Raw genomic sequence first — 22595 nt, 5'->3', positions numbered from 1 at the left:
TTTCTTTCCCCCTGTTTTTGAATATTAATTGACGTCTTCATCATAAAGGATGCAAGCTACGTGATGACCTGTCTTCACCTCCTTTAAAGTAGGCCTAATTTCTGAGCATTCCTCTTTAGCCATCGGACATCTTGTATGGAACGGACATCCGGATGGTGGATTAGAGGGGCTTGGTACGTCGCCTTCCAAAACGATCCTTTCCTTTTTCATCTTTGGATCTGGATGAGGTATGGCAGAAATTAATGCCTGTGTATAAGGATGAAGTGGTTCATTGTAAATTGATTCATTGTCGGCCAATTCCACTAAGTTTCCGAGATACATAACTCCGATTCGATCACTCATATGTTTTACTACACTTAGGTCGTGCGCGATAAACAAATATGTAAGATCAAAATCATCCTGGAGATCCATTAATAGATTCAACACTTGTGATTGAACCGAAACGTCTAATGCTGAAACTGGCTCGTCAGCGATGATGAATTTCGGGTTTAAAGCAAGCGCTCGAGCAATCCCAATTCTCTGTCTTTGACCTCCTGAAAATTCATGTGCGTATTTATCATAAGCATCTTGTGGAAGTCCGACTCGATTCAATAAATTTCTGACTTCTTCTTCGATTTCTTTTTTGCTTTTACCTTTGTGGTAGTTACGAATCGGTTCGGCAACGATTTCACCGACGTTTTGCATCGGATTCAACGATGCATATGGATCTTGGAAAACCATTTGAAAATCTTGTCTTTTCTTCCGTAGTTTATTGCCGACTAGATTGGTGATGTTTTCGCCATCAAAAATGATTTCTCCATCAGTTGGTTTCAATAAACGGAGAAGTGTTCGGCCAGCTGTGGATTTCCCGCAACCCGATTCACCAACAAGACCAAATGTTTCTCCTTTTTTAATATTAAAGCTGATGTCATCGACGGCTTTTACGTGTCCTACTGTTCTTCTGAAAAAACCACCTTTAATCGGATAGTAGGTTTTAAGATTTTTGACTTCGAGAATATTTTCTTTCGCATCACGTTGTTCTTTCTTGACTTCTGCATTTGTGATTGTCTCAGTTGTCGCCATTACGCATTCGCCCTTTCTTTTGGTCGGCTTTCATCGTATAAGATACATGACACCTCGTGACCGTCTTTCACTTCGCCAAGTAATGGAGTAATCGTCGTACATTCCGGCATTGCTCTCGGACAACGGTCAGCAAATTTACATCCTACCCGCGGCATATTTTTCAATGAAGGAACGATTCCTGGAATGGAACCGAGTCGATCTTGTTTCACACCCATTTTCGGGATCGAATCAATCAATTTCTCCGTATATGGATGTTTCGGATTTTCAAATAATTCTTCTACAGATGTTTTTTCAACAATTTCTCCCGCGTACATAACAATTACGTCATCACACATTTCAGCTACTACACCTAAATCATGTGTGATAAGTACAATTGCCATATCGTTAATTGACTGTACCTCTTTTAAAAGATCAAGAATCTGTGCTTGAACAGTCACATCTAGAGCGGTAGTTGGTTCATCAGCAATCAACAATTGCGGCTGGCAGGCAATCGCCATTGCAATCATGACACGCTGTCTCATACCACCTGATAATTGGTGTGGATATTCCTCAACTACATCTTCCGATCTTGAAATACCTACACTACGCAACAATGAAATAGATTTTTGTCTAGCTTCTTTCTTTGAAATTTTGAAATGATTGAACAAAACTTCTTCAAGTTGGAAACCGATTGTAAAAACAGGGTTTAATGCTGTCATCGGTTCCTGGAAAATCATTGATATATCTTTGCCGCGAATCTTATTCATTTCTTTATCGTTATAATTGGTAATATCTTTTCCATCTAATAGAATTTGTCCACCTTTTATCTTGCCGATCCCCTTAGGTAGCAAATGCATAATCGATAGTGACATTACACTTTTCCCACAACCCGATTCTCCTACGACACCGACGATTTTGCCGCGGTCAACAGTAAATGAAACATCATCCACTGCATTGTAGTACTCCCCGTCAATCGGAAATGCTGTTTCTAAATTCTTCACCTCTAGAAGTGGGCCTTTATTTTCTTTTGTATGTTCGCTCATCGAAAGCACCTCTGTTGTTTTAGATTAATTCAGAATTTTAATTTCAAAAAAATACTTAAAATGTAATAACAGTTATTTATGTACAGTAAATGAAATTGGTTAATAAATATATTATACAAAATTAGTTGTAATTTCAAGACTTTTTTAAAATATTTAATTTTAGTGTTTATTTAAACTATGTAAATAGTCGAAATATTACGTTGTTATTACAAGTATGTTTTATTATATCATGAATGATGTAATTAACGAAGGTTATTTTTCTTTTTTTCTTACTATTTTCAACATTTCCATTTATGAAAACGTTTACTATTAGCATTCAAATTCATTAAACATCTCTACTACTATCGTATTAATAGGTAAGAATTCCATGGGTAATAAACTGAATACTGATTATAATAAAATATTCTCAAGAAAATTTCATATCAAAAATTATTAGTAAAACATTTCATTATACAAGCAAAAAAGGTACCTATACGTAATCTCATACGTCATAGGTACCTTTTTCATAGTTTAAGCTAGTTAATATTCAATGGTGTTATTTTATTATCCTTCTAACAATAGATCATATGGATCTTCAATCATTTCTTTGACACGAACCAAGAACTGAACAGCTTCTCTTCCGTCAATGATTCTGTGGTCATAAGAAAGTGCCAAGTACATCATTGGGCGGACTTCAATTGAGTCATCTGGCATAACGACTGGACGTTTTTGAATCGTATGCATTCCTAAAATACCTACTTGAGGTGAGTTTAAGATTGGCGTGGATAGCAAGGATCCAAAAATACCACCGTTAGTGATTGTGAATGAACCTCCACTTAGATCGTCTAATGTCAGTTTTCCATCACGAGCTTTTTTAGCCAAGTCCCCAACTTCTTTTTCAATTCCTGCGAAGCTTAAACGATCGGCATCTCTAACAACAGGAACAACTAGTCCTTCTTCTGTTGACACAGCCATACCAATGTCGTAAAACTTCTTCTTCACTACTTCTTTGCCTTGGATTTCAGAGTTCACTAATGGGAACTCTTTCAAGGCACCAACAACAGCTTTCGTAAAGAAGGACATGAAGCCTAATTTGACACCGTGTTTGTCCAAGAATTCATCTTTACGTTCACTGCGAAGCTTCATAATATTCGTCATGTCAACTTCATTAAACGTTGTTAACATTGCAGCTTCTTGTTGAACTTCAACTAAACGCTTAGCAATCGTTTGACGGCGACGAGAAAGCTTTTCACGCTCAACCGGTTTGTCGAATTCTGTTTTCTCGCTGGTTTCTTCTTTCTTCGAAGACTTCGCTTTGCTGCCTTCTGCTTTTTGGCTTGCTGCTGCTTCTACGTCTTCTTTGGAAATTCGACCTACTGGATCTTTTGGCTTAATGTCATTTAAGTCAATGCCAAGTTCACGCGCACGTTTACGTGTCGCTGGAGAAGCAACTGGTTGGTCTGTTGCATCTGTTTCTTCTTTTTCTTCTTTAGCAGGTTCTTCTTTCTTTTCTTCCGCTTGCTTTTCAGTAGATGGTTCTTCTTTCTTTTCTTCCTTTTCAACTGTTTCTTCGCTTGATTCAGATGAACTACCACCAGCTTCACCGTTCTCATCAATTTTAGCAATAACGTCTCCTACTTCTACGTCGTCGCCTTCTTCTACAAGAACTTCAGCAAGAACGCCTGTAAAGTCAGAGTTAACTTCAACGTTTACTTTGTCTGTCTCTAATTCAAGGATGGCGTCTCCCTTTTCTACTTTTTCACCTTTTTGAACTAACCACTCAGCTACTGTACCTTCAGTAATCGATTCGGCTAATTCCGGTACAACGATTTCCTTCACGTTATTTTCCTCCTTTTAGTCAAGCTTTAGTGCTTCTTCAATGATTTGACTTTGTTCTGCTTTGTGAATGTTTGGATCACCAACGGCAGGTGAAGAACGATCAGGTCTACCTACGTATAACAGATTCTGTTTCTTCTTCATAATATCACGAATTCTGTCGTTGACGAATTCCCAGCTTCCCATATTCTTCGGTTCTTCTTGAACCCATACAATATCTTCAACATTTTTGTATTTTTTCAAAAGTTCTTTCAGTCGGTCTTCTGGGAATGGATAAATTTGTTCTAATCTGACGCAATGCAAGCTTTCTGTATTGTCCTTGCCATCTAATGCTTCTTCAAGGTCAACCATAACTTTCCCACTTCCGATAACTAATCGTTTAACGGATTCTGGGTTGTCTCCTGTTTCTTTATGCTCCAAGACTGGCTGGAATTTTCCTTCGCTCAGTTCAGTACCATCAACAGCAACGCGTTGATTTCGGATAAGGCTCTTCGGCGTCATCAAAATCAGTGGACGAGCGTTATCTTTTCCAACAATCGCAGCTTGCCTTCTTAATAGATGGAAGTATTGCCCAGCAGTCGTCACATTCGCTACTGTCCAGTTATTTTCTGCTGACAGCTGCAAGTAACGTTCCAGACGTGCACTGGAGTGCTCCGGTCCTTGCCCTTCATAACCGTGTGGTAGAAGCATAACAAGACTAGCAATTTGTCCCCATTTAGCTCGACCAGATGAAATGAACTGGTCAAAGATTACTTGTGCCACATTCGAGAAGTCTCCATACTGAGCTTCCCATAAGACAAGTGTATCGTCTGTTTGCACACTATAGCCATACTCAAACCCTAAAACTGCAACCTCAGATAGCGGGCTGTTATATAAGCTAAAGGAAGCATCGACTCCTTCAATACCGTGCATTGGGCTGTACTTTTCATTTGTTTTAACGTCGCGCAAAACGAGGTGACGGTGAGCAAAAGTTCCACGCTCAGAATCTTGACCAGTCATTCGGATCGGTGTACCGTCTTTCAAAATGGTTCCAAAAGCAAGTGCTTCACCGAGTGCCCAGTCGACTTTTTGACCTTCTTCTAATGCATTCTCACGACGATTTAGAATTTTTTCGAGTTTCTTAAATCCAGTGAAGTCTTCTGGACGTTTCAACATATCTTTGTTTACTTGTTTCAAAACATCTTGACTAACTTTCGTCTCGATTGAATCAAGCTCATCCGCAACTCCTTCCGGCAATGCTGGCACATACGTTTCATGAATTTCATGCTCTTTCATGCCATCATAAATGTCACGAAGTTTTTGAATTGCATCCTCTTTAAACTTCATTTTTTCATCTTCAGAAAGAACTTTTTCTTCTACTAAACGCTTCGCATATACTTCATATGCTGTATCATGCGCATCAATCTCTTGGTATAACAATGGCTGAGTTCCGCGTGGTTCATCCATTTCGTTATGACCATAACGTCTATAACCGACTAAATCGATAACGACATCTTTCTGGAATTTTCTGCGATACTGATAAGCGAATTCAACTGCACGGATACAAGCTACCGGATCATCCGCATTGACGTGAAGAACAGGCATTTCAAATCCTTTCGCCAAGTCAGATGCATACTTTGTAGAACGTCCTTCTACTTTATCGGTTGTAAAGCCAACTAGGTTGTTGGCGATAATGTGTACGGCCCCACCAGTTTTGTAGCCATGAAGCTGCGCAAGGTTTAGTGTTTCAGCGACAACACCTTCACCGATAAACGCTGCATCTCCGTGAATTTGTACAGAAAATGACTTATTGAAGTCCGGTTTTGCTTCACCATTATTTGAACGATCATCTTGGACAGCACGCGTGTATCCTTCAACAATCGGATTAATAAATTCTAAATGTGAAGGGTTATGACCTAAAGTGATCTTCGTTTTTGATTCATCTTGTTTAAAGTTTCCACCGAAATGGTATTTAACGTCTCCAGTCCAACCGTAATTAATTCCGGTCGAACCTTCTGAAGGTACCAATTCCTTGTTTGGAGAATGAGCAAATTCAGAAAAGATTCTGTCGTACGGTTTTCCAAGAATGTGAGCCAATACGTTCAATCGCCCACGGTGAGCCATGCCCATCATGATGTGCTCAACGGAATCTTTGTTACTATTTTTAACAAGATGGTCAAGCATTGGTACCATCACATCTAGTCCTTCAATGGAGAAACGTTTCTGTGCAACGAACGTTTTCTGTAAGAATGCTTCGAAGCCCTCAACTTCACCTAGTCGTTTTAGTAGATCTTTTTTATCTTCATCTGAAAAGTCAATTTCAAATGCTCCTGTTTCAACCTGCTGATAAAGCCATTCGCGCTCTTCATCATCTGGGATATGGTTGAATTCATATGAAGTTTTTCCTAAATACTTTTGTTTCAAGTGCTCGATATACTCGTAGCCGTTATTAATTCCTTTATGTTCATGACCTGCTAGTAACTTAACATCGATTTTTTTCAAATCTTCATTTGTTAAGTTATAACTCTCAAGGTCGATTAACGAATCATGCGATTGATCATGACCGCCAACTGGATAAATATCTGCACCGAGATGACCATGTCGACGAATGGCCTCAACTAACTTCATTGCACTTGTTAACTTTTTCAAGTCAGTAAATGAAGTGCTGCCACCTGACTGCGGCGCTACTTGACCACCACCTTGATCGGCATCCATCCATTCCGGTGCCCCGTATTGCTCAAAAATATGACGCAGCGATTCATCTACTGCATCCGGGTCGTCTAAAAACAGTTCATATTGCTCTTCTACATAGCCCATATTGGGACCGTGAAAAGCTTCCCAAATACGATTGCTAGACCCATCCATAGCCACGATTACTACCCCCATCAATTTTGGACTTTCATCCAATTGTCCTTAATGATATTCATGTCGTTTATCCGCTCGATTATCCATAACACATTTACCCGCTAAACCGGATTCACAAACTATTTGGAAGTCCGAGTGGAAAACGGCTTTATCCTCCAACTAGTATATATGATAAATGCATAAGAGTGAAGGATTTGAGTCGAAATTTCCCTACTTTTGACTAGTATCTTTCAATGTTCAGAATACTGAGTTAACTGTCATCGTATTTTTTAATAATTTTTTCCAATTCAGCATTCATTTGATGTTCATTTTTTGATAATTTCGGTAACATTTTTCTTTTATACCACTTACTTAAGTCTCCATTTATAAATATCCATTGGTTTACGCTCAGTTGACAAATACGATGTTTTATTTTCTCAGGTAATTCCTTAAACTGAATCGATTCATCCTTCTCGTTGAAGTGTTCATGAATGGCTGTTAAAAATCCATCATCCTCCTTCCTATTTAGAAGATAATCATCTGTGCTCATTTCGACGAAATCCTTCTCAATCTCGGCAAAATTTTTTAATAGAAAATGTTCAATTTCTCCATAGAAATATCGCTTCCCTTGCTCGATTGCTGTTAGAAATTTTTCTTTTTCTGTTATATGAAATCTCAAATCGCTTTTAATTTCATTTGAAAGTAAATGAAGCAAGTATTCACAAGTCACAATTTCCTGTCGATTCGCCATAGCCATAGAAAGTATATGAAAGATTAATCTAGGGTCTAATCCATCCATACCTTCATCAGTGAATTCTTGTTTTAGCGATTCATAAGGAGGCTGTTTACTTTGGTACAACGAAATCTTCTCAAGCTTTGTCATTTCGTGTCGACTAGATTGCAATCTAGAATAAATGACGGTGGCTGCAAGTGATTCTAAAGCAAAAGGTTGAATTTTTATTAGATCTTGTTCCGTTAGTTTTGATTTATAAAGCTTAACCTCTTCATCAAGATTTAAGTTATATGGCACGCGTTGAATAATCATTCGACTTGCCAAAGGCCTGTTCTCTGATGATGCAAAAAATTGTTCAAAATCTTCAGGATTGCTATGACCGATTATGACTAGGTCACTATGAGTCATTGCCTGACGTGGTATTTTGTATTTTTGTTCTTCAGTTACAGATAATAATGGATAAAGTAATTTTGGTGACAGCTTAAACAGTTCTTGTAATTCCAATATGCCTTGATTACCTACTTGAAGCTCCCCATCATAGCGGTAGGCATATGGGTGAGATTGTGAACCGTAATCTGTAATTGTAGAAAAATCAACCTCACCCATTAAATCAGAAATCTCCTGAACTTGTGGGTCTCCCGGCAAGAAAGTCCCTATGCCTCTTCGCTCATTTTCAGAAATTGTTATCCGCTCTACAGGAATTTTTCGCCAGTCATTTCCCCATTCAACTGTAAGTTTGTGAGTATTTAACGGAGATAACTCACCATGAACTTCATAACCGGTCACACTTTTAATTGTTCGCTTAAGAGATTGTGGCAATGCATGAAGTGGATTTTCATGAAGAGGACAATTAAATATTCGATAAACCGCTCCTTGGTCTGTTTCCGTAAAATCACTTAACGCTTGTTTGAAGAACTGAACGAATGTTGACTTACCACTTCCCGGTGGACCGATTAGCACAAGCATTCTTTTACGAATGTCATATCCTTTTGCGGCTGGACGGAAATACCGGGTAAGCAGCTGCTCTAGCAATTCATCCATCCCATATAGAAGGTGATGGTTGTTTTTTTCCATCGCATGCTGAATTGCCAAATATAGACGTTCGTGACTCGTCCGCGGAATAATATTCTTTTTTAATATTTCTTCAACATACATTTCCAACGTAAATGAGTGCGTTGTCATCATTAGCCTCCTTTAAATAAGGACTCCTCTATACTTTATTCGTTGTAAAACATTTGATTTCATAATTACAGCAAACAATTTTACGAACTTTGTTTGACGTTTCGTCGGTTTATAGTTCACAACAGAATAAATTTCAGCTATAATCAAATCATAAAGTATGCTTAAAGAAGAGGTGGATGCTACATGAATCTCGCACTAATTATTGGCGTATGTATTACATTTCTTGTTTCAATCTTCGCATCAGGTTATGAAGCAAAACGCTAATTTTCATTGGGCAAAAAATACACCAGCCATCGATTCGATTCGATGACTGGTGTTTTTATTTGTCCTAGTGTAAATTCGGAAAGCCTTGTTGACGAAGCGCCTCATAAACAATAATTGCTGCTGTATTTGATAAATTCAATGAGCGTACTTTTTCATTCATGTGAATTCGCAAGCAGCGATCTTCTTTACCTTTAAGTAGAGCTGTTGGAATCCCGTCCGTCTCCCTTCCGAATACGAAAAATATTTCTTCTTCTGGGTGACTGAAATCATAGTCGGTATAATGTTTCGTACCGAAGTTCTCTATATAATAATAACTCCCTGTCGGAAAAGCATCATATAACTCTTCAATCGAATCATAATAATGAATATTCACGTTATGCCAATAATCCAAACCTGCACGCTTCAACATTTTATCCTCTGTAGAAAATCCAAGCGGACGAATTAAATGTAACTCAGCCCCCGTTGCGAGCGCTGTCCGAGCAATATTTCCTGTATTCGCCGGAATCTCCGGTTGATATAAAACAATATGTATTCCCATAATATTTACACCTCTTAAGCTTTGTTGAACGGAAATATTATATCATAATTTACGTGACATTTATTCGGTTATGGATTCGATGGTCTAACTATTTTAATTGCAAAAGCCCAATTGCTTTATTATTGAACATCCGCATTTTCAATTACTAGTAGTTTCTCTTTCCGATCCAATCCACCACGATATCCGATTAATTTTTTATTCGATCCAATTACTCGATGACATGGCACGATAATCGATAATGGATTTTTATTAATCGCTCCGCCAACTGCTCGGACTGCTTTTGGATTATCGATTTTTTGTGCAATATCTTTATACGTTACTGTTTGACCGTATGGGATGGAACGAAGTGTGTTCCAAACTTGAGTTTGAAATGGAGTGCCGAATAATTTTATCGGTGTCGTGAATACTTGGTTTTGATGGTAAAAATATTGATTCAGTTCGTCGATTGCATGCTGGAATGCTCGGTTGTCTGTATGCAATGTGGTGTTTGGCAAGTTTTTATTTATCCATTGCTTCATCCAACTCCTTTTTTCTTCGATCGATCCATGTTCAATAAAATACAAAGTGTTTTCTTTTCCGCCTACTACCAACTTTCCGATTGGCGAATCAATCTCACGTATGATCAATGGTTGAGTCGACATTTCCATTCTCCCTCCGTATAGTCGCCATTTAAAAAGAAACTCAGGAGCTCGGATTTACACTAACACACAAAGAATAGAGTCAAAAACCTCGTCTATTACTTCGGAAATATACTTCATTAATAGAAAGTCCGAACCGATTCGCATATTTATGAATCACCGTTCGGATTTTATACTAAACTGTCTTTGTTCTTGTCGCTTTCGATTTGAATGACTTTCGTCAAAGAATTAGCAGAAGACAAGTCATCAAACGAGGCTGGGACAAATCTAAATTATAAACTCAGAAACACGAATGACAATCTAATTTAGCGTAGGAAATATACGGAGACTTCTGCGGGAGGAAAAGCCTAGGTGAGACCCCGCAGTGCGTAGCACGAGGAGGCTCAACAGCTGCCTGCGAAAAGCGGAGTATATTTCCGAAGCGAGTTTTTTCCGCATTACTAAATTAGAATGTTCGTTGAGTCAACTTTAAAAATTTTGTCCCAGCCTCCGCCTACTTCACATCAGGCCTTTTTATTACATCGCACTTTCTTGCTTTGTTAACGCCAAGCCTTTTTCCATTTCTATCAACACATCTTCATCTGTTTCTTTTTCCATCGCTGTTTCGATGAGTTCTTTCGCTTCCTCTGTACCGATTTTGCCAATCGCCCAAGCAGCTGTACCCCGGATGACTGGGCGTGGATCTTTATGCATTAAGTCATTTAACGTATCAACGGCTGTTTCGTCTCGGTAGTGTGCCAACGCAATAATCGCATTACGCTGTAAAGGTTTCTTTCCACGCCACGAGCCAGCCATGTAGCCGAATTTATCTTTAAATTCCCTGTTCGATATTGTCAGCAGTGGAATCAACCGTGGTTTCACCAACTCAGGGTCTGGTTCCAACTCTTCATGGAGATGAAAGTCCATTCCTTTATTTTTCGGACAAACTAGCTGACACGTATCACAACCATAGATACGATTACCAAGTTTTGAACGAAACTCATCCGGTAGAAAGCTCTTCGTTAACGTTTGAAAGGCGATACAGCGAGATGCGTTCAATTGCCCGCCTTGAACTAAAGCATCTGTCGGACAAGCATCGACGCAAATATTGCAATCGCCACAGCCATCCTCGACAGGCTGATCTGGTTCAAATGGTATGTTCGTAATGAGTTCGCCTAAGTAAACATAGGATCCATACTCTTCTGTAATTAACGCACAGTTTTTACCGACAAATCCTACGCCCGCACGCTCAGCTACTGCACGGTCATGTAATTCACCGGTATCGACCACCGCTTTTGTCGCAACACCATCAACTTTTTCATGTAAAAACTCTTCTAACAAACGTAACTTCTCTCGTAATACATCATGATAGTCTTTCCCCCACGAAGCTCTGGCGAAAAATCCACGTCGGTCTCCTTTTCGGCTTTTCGGAGCATCTTTCATTCTCGAAGGGTACGCAATAGCTATTGAAATAATTGATTGTGCTTTTGGTAACAGCTTGGTAGGAGTGGTCCGCTCTTCAACCGAACCTTTTTCAAATCCTGAATGATACCCGAGCGATTGCTGAACTAACAATCGCTGCTTCAATGTATCAAAAGTATCCGCCGAAGCAAAACCAATTTTTTGAATATTGACTTCAGCTCCGTATTCAAGTAATTCTTGTTTCAATTGATGAAAGTCCATGACCACCCCTCCTTTCTTTTACCGTTTAAATATAAATGGTTAACTTGCGAATTCGGTTAAGTGCACTAGCTAGCTCCATCCGCCGTGGACGGGCTAGTTCACCCGGATGCTCTTGTGTGTTTTTTTGAGTGAAGCTTAATCCGTTTTCATCTATTTGATGTTCAATCCAATCCAGCCACTCAGTGATGGATTTCTGTTCGTTTGTTTTCTTCAATGCCATATATTTTAACACATTTGCAATCATTCTAGTTTGGGAAACATCGACAATTTGTTCAACTAAACTTAAATCAATTGGATTTTTCCCGAATAAAATGGTTTCCTTACCTTTTGCCTGCACTTTCGGTTTATGGCCAAGCATTGAATGCAACCCATTTAAATTTGGTACACGATTCTGTTTGTATTCAATCGATTTCAGACTACTCAATGGTTCTCCGGCTATTTCCTTCGCTTTTTTTGTAACATTTTTCGGATAATATTGATCCATCATAATGACTTCATCGGCAACTTGAAAATAATCACCAGAGCCTCCCATCACTAAGATCGTTGAAATACCTTTTTCATCATACAAGGATTTCACGCGCTGAACAAATGGTGTAATTGGCTCTTTTTCTTTTGCGACTAATTGCTGCATCCGTTGATCTCGAATCATAAAATTCGTTGCCGTTGTATCTTCATCAATTAAGAGTGTATTCGCACCCGCTTCCAATGCTTCTACAACATTCGCTGCTTGTGACGTACTTCCACTGGCATTTTCCGTCGAAAAATTATTAGTTGATGCGCCATTTGGCAGGTCATTGATAAATGGAGAAATATCAACACCTGTAATACTGCGTCCATCCTCAGCACGAATTTTTGTAGCTGTTGGATCAGTTAAAACAAACTCTCGTCCGTCACCGGTAATATGCTCATAAACGCCTTCTTCAAGAGCTTGTAATAACGTACTTTTTCCGTGAAAGCCACCACCGACGATTAACGTGATTCCTTTTTTGATCGCCATGCCTTTTAACGGTTCACTCCAATGCGGTAGTTCCACAGAAACTTCTTTTTCTTTCGGACTTTGAAAAGCTACGGCGTCATTCATCGGCTTTGTACTGACTCCGCTCTTTCTAGGGAGAACTGAATCATTCGCAACAAAAGCAATCCAGCCTTCTTCATGCATTTTTTTCCGCAAAGCATCATGCTGATCAGCCAAATGAATCGCTTGAATCACTTTATCCTTGTCCAATGACAGCACAGACTGTTTCACGATATTCGTCAATGCATCGAAGAAAAGTTTTTCTGCTTCTTTTCCATTAATCCGTCGACCATTAGCAGGTAACCCAATGGATAGACAAATCGTGCCTTGATTTGGTTTCAATTGAACAGCCGAACGTTCTAAAATTACTTGGTCCGGAGCATCAATTTCAATTTTTCCACTCTTGCCGCTTCCTCTTACAACTACTTTTGATTGTTTAATAGCGTGATTCACAGAACGATTGATGACATCTTCTACATATACTTTTCTTCGTTTCGTTTCAAACCAGCTATTTTCAATGCCTAGTTTTTCTTTTGAAAAAATTAACCGGATTTTCGACGGTGCCGCAAAAGGATCACCTTGTACGTAATCAATCGCCAGTCGAAAATCAGGGAATGTGTACGTGTTGGCGATATCTTTATATGCTTTGTAGCTTTTTTGATTGATTCGTCTTAATTCTTGTCGTAATTGTTCCATCAAAACTTCCTCCATTAGCCTGCTTTTGATTCACTACGTTTTTCTACTTTTTCCATAATTGTTCGTCTCCATAATAACGGAATAATGACAATGAAGAAATATAAAATAGCGACCGAAGCCATTTTGACAGCGCTCCCGCTGACAATGCTTGAACCTAATAAATTATAGACAATCGTTCCAGGAATGATTCCGATTGTCGTCGCTTTCATAAAGTCACTTAATCGAACTTTTGAAATCCCAGCGGAATAGCTGATTAAATCAAAGTTAACGATAGGCATTAAACGAAGAACTAAAATATACATAAACCCTTTTTCTTCAAACCGATTACTTAAATCCCCAAGTTTCCCTTTCAGTTTTGCGTTAATGGCCCGCTGTCCAAACTTTCTTGCGACAAAAAATGCTGTGAAAGCGCCAGCAACCGAACCGATTAATGCAAATACAAAACCAAAGAGCGCACCAAACGCGAGCCCTCCAGCGATAGAAAAAACGGACGCTGGAAAGAGGACGAACGGTCTAACTGCATATAAAGCAATATAAAACAACGGAGCTAACCAACCGGCTTGATAGATAAATGTCCGAATGGTTTCCGGTGATATTGTTAATAAACGTTGATTGAATGAATATATAAATAATATAAATATGAGTACGAGAATGATCTGTACGACATGTCTCTTTTTCATCTGGCACCCTTCCAATCCCTTTTGTTCGTTGAATTCCCTTTGTCGCTAATCCTCAACCATTTAGTTGTAACATTTCCACCTAAGCTACGTCTAATATTGCAAATGATACGATGGGGGTCATTTATTTGATAAGATATTCTTTAAAACTATTTCTGATTGGATTCACTGTATTTATCACTGCTTGTTCTAGTGATTCACCTTCAGCTTTAAACGACATAGATATGGATACGGCAGAAGATGCAAGCTACGAAATGGCAAACGATGAAGCTACCGAAGAAAAAGCTCTCGGTTTTGAGGGCGAAGCAGAAGAAAGCCAAGAGCAAGAAATTGTTCAAGAAGATGAGCAAGTTGTAAAAAATCAGCTTCCTGACGTACAAATGATTATTTATACAGGACACATCCAAGTGGAAGTTGATGATCTGACAACGATGAATGAGACAATCCGAACGAAAGTTGCCAAGCTCGGTGGATATGTCGTAAGTTCTGAAGAAAACGTATCTGGAGAAGGCGAACGCCGACATGGGCGAATCCAACTACGTATACCGCAAGAGCATTATGAAGAAATGATGCAATTCACAGAAGAGAACTCAGCTAAAGTCATGGAAAAAGTTTCGAATGGTCAGGACGTAAGTGAGGAGTACGTTGACTTAGAATCAAGGCTTCGCTCAAAAGAGGCTGTGGAAGAAAGATTGCTCACATTTATGGACCAAGCAAAAAAGACAGAAGATTTATTGAAAATATCCAACGATTTATCTGCTGTTCAAGAAGACATTGAACGAATTAAAGGACGCATGGATTACCTGGACAATCAAGTTGCATTCTCAACGATCACAATTAATATTCAAGAAAACCAAGTGAAAGTTTCCGAATTACAAGGTAGAGATGACTTAAATACGGGAGAAAAAGCTCAAAGTTTATTTATGAATACAGTTAATTTCCTCATTACCATCGGTTCAGGATTCGTAGTCTTTTTAGTTGGACTTTCACCTATTTTAATTCCACTCCTGATTGCTGGAGGGTTCATTTGGTGGAAAGTACGCACGAAGAAGAGAAGTCACTCAAACGAGTAAATCAGAAGACTAGTCTTCTACCGTCGTGATCGATTGAGCAGCTGGAGGTAGTTAATCGACGGGTTGACGTTATTTTTCAGCGGCTTTGCATGATTTATCCGCGGGTTCACACAGTTTTTCGGCGGCTTTGCACGATTTATCGGCGGGTTCACGAAGTTTTTCGGCGGCTTTGCATGATTTATCGGCGGGTTCACACGGTTTTTCGGCGGCTTTGCACGATTTATCGGCGGGTTCACGAAGTTTTTCGGCGGCTTTGCATAATTTATCGGCGGGTTCACGCAGTTTTTCGACGGGTCTCAGCATTTTTTCAACGGCTTCACATAAAAAGCAGCTTTCACGATTGATAAACGGGTAAGCTGCTTTTCTGCTTATTCATCAGCTGGTAATTCAGCCAGTACGCCATAATGATTTTCACTAACTGAAACTTCCTTCGAATCAAAACCAATCTCTTCGACTTTTTTCATCAAATCACTTTCAGGTATACGTATATGAAGCGGAGGACCAGATTCTGTCTCTTTCGCTTTCCAGTCCAACAATAGAGTTTTTCCGCCTGGTTTTAAAATCCTTTTAATCTCTGATAATGTTTGATCTAAATCATCAACCTCATGTAACACAAAAGCCGCAAGCACTTTATTGACCGATTCATCTGGTTGTTCGATTTTTTCCAACCGGCTAAGTAAATAACGAACGTTTGATAAATTTTCCGCTTCAACATTTACACGCAGTTGATCCAACATCGCTTGCTGTGCATCTACTGCTGTAACCATCTCGGTTGTTTGCTTGGCAATTGGAATGGTGAAAAATCCATTTCCACAACCTAAGTCAGCTACTTTATCTTTTTCTTGTAAATCAAGGTCCGAAAGCACTTTTTCAGGTGGTAATACTTTTCTTCGTTCCTCACTCATTAAAAAATGTGCGTGATCGGCATGAAACTGATGTTCACTCAAAACAACACCCCATTATATAAAATTCTTTTGTTTCTTCTATTATATTGCCTTTACTTACTTCAATCTAAACATCATCGAGGATTTCATGTTTCTAACAGTTCAAGCAACCAAAGAAGCCAGGAACATTCCATTCCTGACTTCAATGATTAATCCATATGTTTTTCAATAAACGTATATAGTGTATCTAAGTATTCTTCTTCATACATAACGATTGCCTCTCCATGACTCGCTTCGTCAAAAATGTGAATTTCCGTTTCACTATGAGTATTTTCATAAAGTTCTTGAGCCATCGATGTCGGTACGAAGGTATCTTTGCCACCATGTAAATATAAAATCGGTAGCTCTGCATGTTCTACTTGATTTAAAGCTGATGCATCATATAAAGAGTAATTAGCCCGCATTTCCGTAATCTTACTTGTAATTGGCAATAACGGAAAGTCTGGTAGATTAAACATTTGCTCCATTTGATAATCGAATAAATCGTATGTACTAGAAAATGGACTATCAGCGACGACTGCTTTTACATTGGATGGCAGTTCTTCACCGCTTGTCATTAATACGGTTGACCCACCCATTGATAAGCCGTGCAATATAATTTCCGTGTCCGGTCCTTGCATGGCAATAATCTCATCAATCCAATCCAAGTAATCAAGCCGATCATGCCAACCGAACCCTATGTATTCGCCTTCACTTTCACCGTGTCCTCGCAAATCTGCTGTAAAGATATTGTATCCTAAGTCTTCATAATAATATTGTCCGTAAAGCGCCATATCTCTCGCTTTACCTAAGTACCCGTGTGCAAAAACGACTGTCTTATTTGTCGGCTCTTCCGCTTCCAAATAATAGCCTCGAAGTGATAGCCCATCAAATGATTCGATTTCCATTGGCTTAAAATCCGACTGGCTAAACCAACTCCTCCAAGACCCCGTCAGAAATACATCCATTGTTTCTGCAGATACGACTAAATCCTCGTTGTCTTGCAAGTATGTTTTCACCTCTCGTTTAATCGCTAGGTTATAGAAAAAATTACTTGCCACGATACTAGCTGTGACGAGTAGGGTGAAAACGACCAACCCACTAATAAACCAACGTTTTCTTCTTTTTGTTTTGAACACTTCTCGTCCCCTCTCTATTGTTGTTAATCTTAGCTGTAGTTCTATTATACAGAAAATTCTATAATTTTAATAGAGTGAATTTTGGGATATACATGAAAATATTGAGAAAGTGAGTCGCATATGGTCGATGGTAGTTCGAGAATAATTGATTCATAAGCAGTTAGATAAACAGTTACATAATGAATTCAGACTGTCTGGAAACTCTCGGACAGTCTGATTAGTCTTTTTGTTTTTTTACGTATTAATTGAAAAATTAATATTCTCATTTTCGTACAGTTTCTCAAAGTCTTCGTTTTTGGATAATTGTGTGTATAGGTCTTCCGGGGACATCCATAAAAAATCATTTTCGATCTCGTAATCTGCACCGTAATAATAAGCCAACCAAACTAGTTTCGAACAATAAATATATTCCCACGGGTCGGTCAGATCCTGGGTAGATAAATAAGAGTACTTCGGAGATGGATTTCCCTCATCCAAGTTTTTCTTGTACTCTTTTTCATAATTAATTGCATAGTCTGCAGCTTTCTCACCCATTTCGCTACTCACAGGTCGAAAATGAGCATGCTCAGGGTGTTTCATCTTGAATTGATCGATCGTGTCTTTCACAATGGCCGGTGTACCTCCTGGCGATTCGATCAACTCATTTTGATTGATAACAATCGCGGAATGACCGACAAACCCAGTCAACTTCTCGTTTACATTATCGCTTGCGACAAGTATATCGCCTGGCAAATATTCAGTTGGTTCGTCTCGCTGAGCTGTTAACCAATAATGGAAAACAACGTCTTTTCGTTCTCGCCAACTACTTTCTGTCATAACGATCGTTAAAACACTGGCTGAAGTGTTAACCAAATAAATCTCCTGACCGTTGAAAATCGATGCCTTATATTGACCATCTAAGTGAAATCGAAAATTATTAAAAACTGTTGGTTGCTTCATTTGGATGCGTACCCACTGATCTGCCGTTTCAATATGAAGATCATTCATTTTACTCATCACCCCTCCATCAATATTATTCATCGATGGTTAGGTGCGTGAGTAGAGACAACGGAATTTAATGCGTCTGAAACTTGATGAACTAGATAGAAGGAAATAAAATTTGTTAATGATATTTTTTATGCAATGTTTGACAACGTATGGTTTGATTTTATTATGCCATCCGAGGTCCGTCATTGGAGTTATAGATTTTCTTTCTTAGCGGATAGCTTTTTGGCTTGTTTCAAGTAATATCCCATGGTTACCAGCATAAGAAGGACGACACTGAAACTGAAAATCGAAACAAATATATTCAGCTTCGTCTGAAAAGAAATATTCAAAAAGGCCAGAAACAAGTTCACTAAAGTCAAGATTCCAAGCATTTTACTGATTGAATAATAATGTTGGATTTTTGACGCGTAATCTGAAAAAATATTGAATGGTCCATCTTCTGTTTTTTTTCGAAAAATTGCCCAATTCATTGCATAGGTAATCAATTCAACGTTACTATCCTTCATAATTTGAAAATATTCCTCATTTTCTTCATCTGTATTATTTCCAACATATTGGATTCGGTAGATATATTTACCCGCTTCTCCTTCTTCAAAGGTGTATTTTGTCAATGAATACTTCACGAGATGATAGCCCTTTTGAGCCATCTCATTTAACCACTTTTCTTCTTTTTCATAATTAATAAAGATCCTTCGTTTTATCATCGTCATTGATCGAAACCTCCAATTTTTCGGTGCCATTTTGAAGTAATTCCTGTAATCGTTTTAGCTCTTTTTTCAATAGGGTGAGGCCTTTTTCAGTCAATAAATATTCTTTTCGTCGTGTATTGAGATCTTCATTAACTAACTCGATCAATTCTTTTTGAACTAATGACTTAATTGCACCATATAGCGTTCCAGGTCCTAATTGAATTCTCTTGTTAGTGATCTCCTCAACCTCCTGAATAATTCCATAACCATGAAGCGGTTTCCTGACAGCTAATAAAATATAAAAGACCGTCTCAGTCAATGGAGGTTCTAGTTGATTAGTCAATTTCTTTCACCCCTAACTATATCGTCTGACGATACACTGTATATTTATTATATCGCCTCACGATACAGTTAGTCAACATTTTTTTCCAAAAATAAAAACGGTACCTACTATAGTCTAGTACCGTTAATACAACCTTAAATTTGGTAAGTATTCAGATTTCCGCTCTGATTAAAAAATCATAAATACCTGATTATCCTAAATGTTCAACCGACAGATCAATTCAAAAATTTACTATTCAACTGTTTTATAATTTTACGATTGAATCATATACTCATAAACTTCCAAATCAATTTTTCCTTGTTCTTGTTCACGCTCTTCAAAATTCTCCGTATGAATATAGTTCGTCAATCCTTCATAAAATGATTGATCATCAACTGATGAATTTGTTAAATAACCTTGTTTAACCAATACTTCAGCTATCTTTTGCTTTCGTTCTGAATCAATTGGAACGATGTTTCCTTCTTTCGTTCGGTTGAAATATAACTGATGTAATCGGTAAATTCGTGTCAATTCTTTAATTGGTGATGGGTGCTCATCGACACGAAGATCCAACATTCGGTTATTATACCCACCGTACCCACCTTTTTCTTTTTCAATTAAAATAGCAGCTGATTGCATACCACGTTTATCGCCACCTGCTTGCTGCGCAGCCTCTAAAGCCGCTAGCAGGCGATCGGCAAGTGGTTTCCCTTCCGTCGATTCAAACGTATCTGCCAACGCGGTAACCGTTTCTTCACTGACTAAGATATTCCCTTGCACAGCATAATTTTCACCTGATTTACCGCCAGCCCAATCGTAGCAATTATCTCCAGTAAAAGTAGCTGAACGTCCACTAAAATCGACCACTCCAACTTGTCGAAGCGATGCATCTGGATCGTCTTTTACCAATTCGTCCAAAACTTCTTGAGGCGTTTTTCCTTCTTCCATCATCTGCAGACCTCTTGGACCATAGCTTGTATTTGCGAGTGATTGTGTAGCAACTGCACCTACATTTGCTTTCACCCATGGAACGACTGCTCCGACACCTAAAAATTTTGATTGTGTGGCTACACCAATTTCGCCTATTTTCGGATCCAACCCAACAATGGAATATGTAGCAACTAAATTATCTTTTGTTTTACCCATACATCCCAACTCCTTTTGTTCAACACCATTTTCTATTTGATCAAAATTTTTAAACGTTTAGTTATAAAAAGAAAAATCATTCCTCTACTCATTGTGTTTGAGGAATGATTTCTGATTAATTATTTTTGATTGACTAGTTGTTTACGCAATAACTTTAACGCTCCAGACCAAGCATTCACTTGATCAAGCATCATGTTAATATTTGTTAAATGAAGCTCCTGTGGCTTGAATGTTGTGTAATTCTCAAAGTCGACAAATAGGGAAAGTGTTGGATGTGCACGAACATCAGCAACGGAAAGCTCTCCTAGAATGCCACGCAAATGTTCTGCCGCACGCGCACCACCTGTTGAACCGTAGCTGACAATTCCTGCCGCTTTGTTGTTCCATGGCTCGCGGGCTAAATCCAAAGCATTTTTCAATGAAGCTGAAATGCTGTGATTATATTCTTGAACGATGAATACAAAGCCATCCAATTCATCCAACTTTTCATTCCACTTGGCGATTCCTTCAGATTCACCTTCACCCATTAGTGGCAACTGATAATCTTTTATATCAACGATTTCATAGTTTGCATCTTTGCGTTCGTCTGCAATCCCTTTCACCCACTCGGCTACTTGCGGGCTGACACGACCTTCTCTTGTACTTCCTACGATAATTCCAATGTTTAAGTTTTCACTCATTATGAATTCCTCCTATGTTGGTTGTAGTGATTTATGGTAAATTAAATTACTAGCAAAACACGATTTCCTGATGGGTCAACAGACACCCAATGTTCTCCTTCTTGTGAAACAGCTGTACCGATTTTTTCTAATCGATTAACTGCTTCTTTGCGCGAGTCTTCTGATGGATACTTCACGGTGAATGCTTTTAGACCGGCGCCATTTTCTGGCATGGATGGAGCCCCAACGCCATTCCATGTGTTAATTGCGATGTGATGATGGTAGTCTTCGGTTGAAAGAAACGGTGCTTGAGCACCAAACCGGTTCACCACATTGAAGCCTAGACCCTTCACATAAAATTCTTCTGCAGTTTGCATTTCAGAAACATGTAGGTGAAGATGTCCCATAACCGTATCGGACGGCATCCCCTGCCACAGTTCATTCTGAGAAGCATGTTTTAATAATTCATCGAAATCGAGTGGATCGACCGTCATATGAACCATTTCACCATTCCATGTCCATTCAGCTGGATCACGGTCGTAATACACTTCAATTCCATTGCCATCCGGATCATTGAAGTAAAGTGCTTCGCTGACATCGTGATCAGAAGAACCAATAGGTATATTATTTCTGGAAATATGAACCACAAAATTCGCTAAATCCGCTTTCGTCGGCAGCAAAATGGCAAAGTGATACAAACCAGCTGTTCTTCCTTGCTTCGGTGTTACCCCTGAAGGTTGTTCAATGGTTAAGATTGCCGTCTCTCCATTAGCTGTTAAATTGGCAGTTGATGAAGTCTTGTCTAAAATATCAAATCCCAAAATCTTTTGATAGAATTCGATTGAACGATTTATATCGGTAACTTTAAGCTGGACATGTTCCACGAATGTGGCAGGCTGTTGATGAAATTTCATTATATTTCCTCCTAAACAAACCATCGAGGCGAAGTTAGCTAAAACGCTCGATGGATGAAGTGGTTGTAAAGTCACTTCAAGTTACTTTCTGTAAGTTAGTATATTTAAGTAAATAAAATTTGTCAACACAAGTATACCAATAAAGTTATTCGATCCAGTTAGTTAGATGCATATGATAGCTGATTATCGGGCTACTTATTTCTGGGTTATACCATTATCGCGGATATGCTTAAAATCGATTCTTATTAGAGTTTTGAACTACCCACCACTTAACAAACTACGGTTGTTTGAAGTGGGGGATTCCTAAGAACACCAGCGTAACCGCCAGTTATTGATTAGGCTAGCCCCGTAGCACCTACGGTTAGAAGTCTTATGGCTTCGTTTTTGATATTTATACTTGCGTTAAGGTCTCGATCGTGATGTTTCCCACAATCATTACAGGTCCATTCGCGTAAGGAGAGATTTTTAACGTTTTGATTGCGGTAGCCACAGTTTGAGCACAGCTGGCTTGAAGGGAAGTTTCTTGCAACGGTTATGACCTTCTTTCCATACCACTTGGCTTTATATTCAAGCATCGTGCGAAACTGTGACCAACTGACCTCACTGATTGCTTTAG

At 38.8% G+C, this 22595-nt stretch carries 21 protein-coding genes; 1 reads left to right on the top strand and 20 read right to left on the bottom strand.

All coding sequences use genetic code 11. From position 1 onward, the window contains the following. Window positions 1–24: 24 nt before the first annotated feature. The 10 genes from FPQ13_RS05295 to FPQ13_RS05250 all read right to left on the bottom strand — a co-directional run bounded on the left by FPQ13_RS05295 (window position 25) and on the right by FPQ13_RS05250 (window position 14130). Entirely contained in the window at window positions 25–1062 is a 1038-nt protein-coding gene (locus FPQ13_RS05295) for an ABC transporter ATP-binding protein (RefSeq protein ID WP_144088287.1), read from the bottom strand. Beyond that, window positions 1062–2084, bottom strand: a complete 1023-nt coding sequence (locus FPQ13_RS05290; protein WP_144088286.1) for an ABC transporter ATP-binding protein — start codon at window positions 2082–2084, stop codon at window positions 1062–1064. The genes FPQ13_RS05295 and FPQ13_RS05290 overlap by 1 nt, the downstream gene beginning before the upstream one ends. Before the next feature lie 543 nt (window positions 2085–2627). Next, the gene (odhB, locus tag FPQ13_RS05285) at window positions 2628–3902 is read right to left on the bottom strand and encodes a 2-oxoglutarate dehydrogenase complex dihydrolipoyllysine-residue succinyltransferase (RefSeq protein WP_144088285.1); all 1275 of its coding nucleotides are present in this window, start codon (window positions 3900–3902) and stop codon (window positions 2628–2630) included. A gap of 15 nt (window positions 3903–3917) precedes the next feature. Further along, on the bottom strand, window positions 3918–6743 hold the full coding sequence (locus FPQ13_RS05280) for a 2-oxoglutarate dehydrogenase E1 component (protein ID WP_144088354.1): 2826 nt from the start codon (window positions 6741–6743) through the stop codon (window positions 3918–3920). Window positions 6744–6993: 250 nt separating this feature from the next. After that, window positions 6994–8637, bottom strand: coding sequence for a P-loop NTPase family protein (locus FPQ13_RS05275; protein WP_186279555.1), 1644 nt, complete (start codon window positions 8635–8637; stop codon window positions 6994–6996). 328 nt (window positions 8638–8965) lie between these two features. Next, entirely contained in the window at window positions 8966–9439 is a 474-nt protein-coding gene (trmL, locus tag FPQ13_RS05270) for a tRNA (uridine(34)/cytosine(34)/5-carboxymethylaminomethyluridine(34)-2'-O)-methyltransferase TrmL (RefSeq protein ID WP_144088283.1), read from the bottom strand. A 119-nt stretch (window positions 9440–9558) separates the two neighbouring features. Then, window positions 9559–10080: a methylated-DNA--[protein]-cysteine S-methyltransferase gene (locus FPQ13_RS05265; RefSeq protein WP_186279554.1), complete on the bottom strand. Its 522-nt coding sequence runs from the start codon at window positions 10078–10080 to the stop codon at window positions 9559–9561. Between the two features lie 513 nt (window positions 10081–10593). Continuing rightward, a complete protein-coding gene (gene queG / locus FPQ13_RS05260) occupies window positions 10594–11739 on the bottom strand; it encodes a tRNA epoxyqueuosine(34) reductase QueG (protein ID WP_144088281.1) in 1146 nt (381 codons plus the stop codon). 25 nt (window positions 11740–11764) lie between these two features. Beyond that, window positions 11765–13450, bottom strand: a complete 1686-nt coding sequence (locus FPQ13_RS05255) for an ABC-ATPase domain-containing protein (RefSeq protein WP_144088280.1) — start codon at window positions 13448–13450, stop codon at window positions 11765–11767. Between the two features lie 14 nt (window positions 13451–13464). After that, a complete protein-coding gene (locus FPQ13_RS05250) occupies window positions 13465–14130 on the bottom strand; it encodes a TVP38/TMEM64 family protein (protein ID WP_144088279.1) in 666 nt (221 codons plus the stop codon). Between the two features lie 125 nt (window positions 14131–14255). Here FPQ13_RS05250 and FPQ13_RS05245 point away from each other — a divergent pair, with 125 nt between their 5' ends. Beyond that, window positions 14256–15200, top strand: coding sequence for a DUF4349 domain-containing protein (locus FPQ13_RS05245; protein ID WP_186279553.1), 945 nt, complete (start codon window positions 14256–14258; stop codon window positions 15198–15200). Window positions 15201–15269: 69 nt separating this feature from the next. Here the strand turns inward: FPQ13_RS05245 and FPQ13_RS05240 are convergent, their stop codons facing one another. The 10 genes from FPQ13_RS05240 to FPQ13_RS05195 form a co-directional block, all read right to left on the bottom strand. Then, complete coding sequence (locus tag FPQ13_RS05240; RefSeq protein WP_144088277.1) at window positions 15270–15503, bottom strand: hypothetical protein; 234 nt, start codon at window positions 15501–15503, stop codon at window positions 15270–15272. A gap of 65 nt (window positions 15504–15568) precedes the next feature. Beyond that, entirely contained in the window at window positions 15569–16147 is a 579-nt protein-coding gene (locus FPQ13_RS05235) for a class I SAM-dependent methyltransferase (RefSeq protein ID WP_144088276.1), read from the bottom strand. A 146-nt stretch (window positions 16148–16293) separates the two neighbouring features. Continuing rightward, window positions 16294–17262 carry an alpha/beta hydrolase gene (locus FPQ13_RS05230; protein WP_246065366.1) on the bottom strand — a complete coding sequence of 323 codons (969 nt, stop codon included), beginning with the start codon at window positions 17260–17262 and terminating at the stop codon, window positions 16294–16296. Window positions 17263–17496: 234 nt separating this feature from the next. Beyond that, on the bottom strand, window positions 17497–18249 hold the full coding sequence (locus FPQ13_RS05225; protein ID WP_144088275.1) for a hypothetical protein: 753 nt from the start codon (window positions 18247–18249) through the stop codon (window positions 17497–17499). Window positions 18250–18440: 191 nt separating this feature from the next. Further along, window positions 18441–18959, bottom strand: a complete 519-nt coding sequence (locus tag FPQ13_RS05220; protein WP_186278691.1) for a DUF2812 domain-containing protein — start codon at window positions 18957–18959, stop codon at window positions 18441–18443. Then, window positions 18928–19281, bottom strand: a complete 354-nt coding sequence (locus tag FPQ13_RS05215; protein ID WP_144088273.1) for a PadR family transcriptional regulator — start codon at window positions 19279–19281, stop codon at window positions 18928–18930. Before FPQ13_RS05215 ends, FPQ13_RS05220 begins: the two co-directional genes overlap by 32 nt. Before the next feature lie 252 nt (window positions 19282–19533). Continuing rightward, window positions 19534–20406 carry a DUF1028 domain-containing protein gene (locus FPQ13_RS05210; protein ID WP_144088272.1) on the bottom strand — a complete coding sequence of 291 codons (873 nt, stop codon included), beginning with the start codon at window positions 20404–20406 and terminating at the stop codon, window positions 19534–19536. 119 nt (window positions 20407–20525) lie between these two features. Then, a complete protein-coding gene (locus FPQ13_RS05205; protein WP_144088271.1) occupies window positions 20526–21086 on the bottom strand; it encodes an NADPH-dependent FMN reductase in 561 nt (186 codons plus the stop codon). 41 nt (window positions 21087–21127) lie between these two features. Further along, complete coding sequence (locus tag FPQ13_RS05200) at window positions 21128–21979, bottom strand: VOC family protein (protein ID WP_144088270.1); 852 nt, start codon at window positions 21977–21979, stop codon at window positions 21128–21130. Between the two features lie 335 nt (window positions 21980–22314). Continuing rightward, window positions 22315–22595 (bottom strand): RNA-guided endonuclease TnpB family protein (locus FPQ13_RS05195; protein ID WP_144088269.1); only part of this gene is annotated, 281 nt, incomplete at its 5' end.

The organism is Allobacillus salarius (genome assembly GCF_007559425.1).
Classification (GTDB): Bacteria; Bacillota; Bacilli; order Bacillales; family Alkalibacillaceae; genus Allobacillus; species Allobacillus salarius.
This window is presented reverse-complemented; position numbering and strand designations above follow the sequence as displayed.

Bases quoted from the DNA above. Each gene is read 5' to 3' on its own strand.
- FPQ13_RS05295 (WP_144088287.1), bottom strand. From the start codon at position 1,062: ATGGCGACAACTGAGACAATCACAAATGCAGAAGTCAAGAAAGAACAA.
- FPQ13_RS05290 (WP_144088286.1), bottom strand. From the start codon at position 2,084: ATGAGCGAACATACAAAAGAAAATAAAGGCCCACTTCTAGAGGTGAAG.
- FPQ13_RS05280 (WP_144088354.1), bottom strand. From the start codon at position 6,743: ATGGATGGGTCTAGCAATCGTATTTGGGAAGCTTTTCACGGTCCCAAT.
- FPQ13_RS05275 (WP_186279555.1), bottom strand. From the start codon at position 8,637: ATGACAACGCACTCATTTACGTTGGAAATGTATGTTGAAGAAATATTA.
- trmL (WP_144088283.1), bottom strand. From the start codon at position 9,439: ATGGGAATACATATTGTTTTATATCAACCGGAGATTCCGGCGAATACA.
- FPQ13_RS05265 (WP_186279554.1), bottom strand. From the start codon at position 10,080: ATGTCGACTCAACCATTGATCATACGTGAGATTGATTCGCCAATCGGA.
- queG (WP_144088281.1), bottom strand. From the start codon at position 11,739: ATGGACTTTCATCAATTGAAACAAGAATTACTTGAATACGGAGCTGAA.
- FPQ13_RS05255 (WP_144088280.1), bottom strand. From the start codon at position 13,450: ATGGAACAATTACGACAAGAATTAAGACGAATCAATCAAAAAAGCTAC.
- FPQ13_RS05250 (WP_144088279.1), bottom strand. From the start codon at position 14,130: ATGAAAAAGAGACATGTCGTACAGATCATTCTCGTACTCATATTTATA.
- FPQ13_RS05240 (WP_144088277.1), bottom strand. From the start codon at position 15,503: ATGCTGAGACCCGTCGAAAAACTGCGTGAACCCGCCGATAAATTATGC.
- FPQ13_RS05225 (WP_144088275.1), bottom strand. From the start codon at position 18,249: ATGAATGATCTTCATATTGAAACGGCAGATCAGTGGGTACGCATCCAA.
- FPQ13_RS05220 (WP_186278691.1), bottom strand. From the start codon at position 18,959: ATGACGATGATAAAACGAAGGATCTTTATTAATTATGAAAAAGAAGAA.
- FPQ13_RS05210 (WP_144088272.1), bottom strand. From the start codon at position 20,406: ATGGGTAAAACAAAAGATAATTTAGTTGCTACATATTCCATTGTTGGG.
- FPQ13_RS05205 (WP_144088271.1), bottom strand. From the start codon at position 21,086: ATGAGTGAAAACTTAAACATTGGAATTATCGTAGGAAGTACAAGAGAA.
- FPQ13_RS05200 (WP_144088270.1), bottom strand. From the start codon at position 21,979: ATGAAATTTCATCAACAGCCTGCCACATTCGTGGAACATGTCCAGCTT.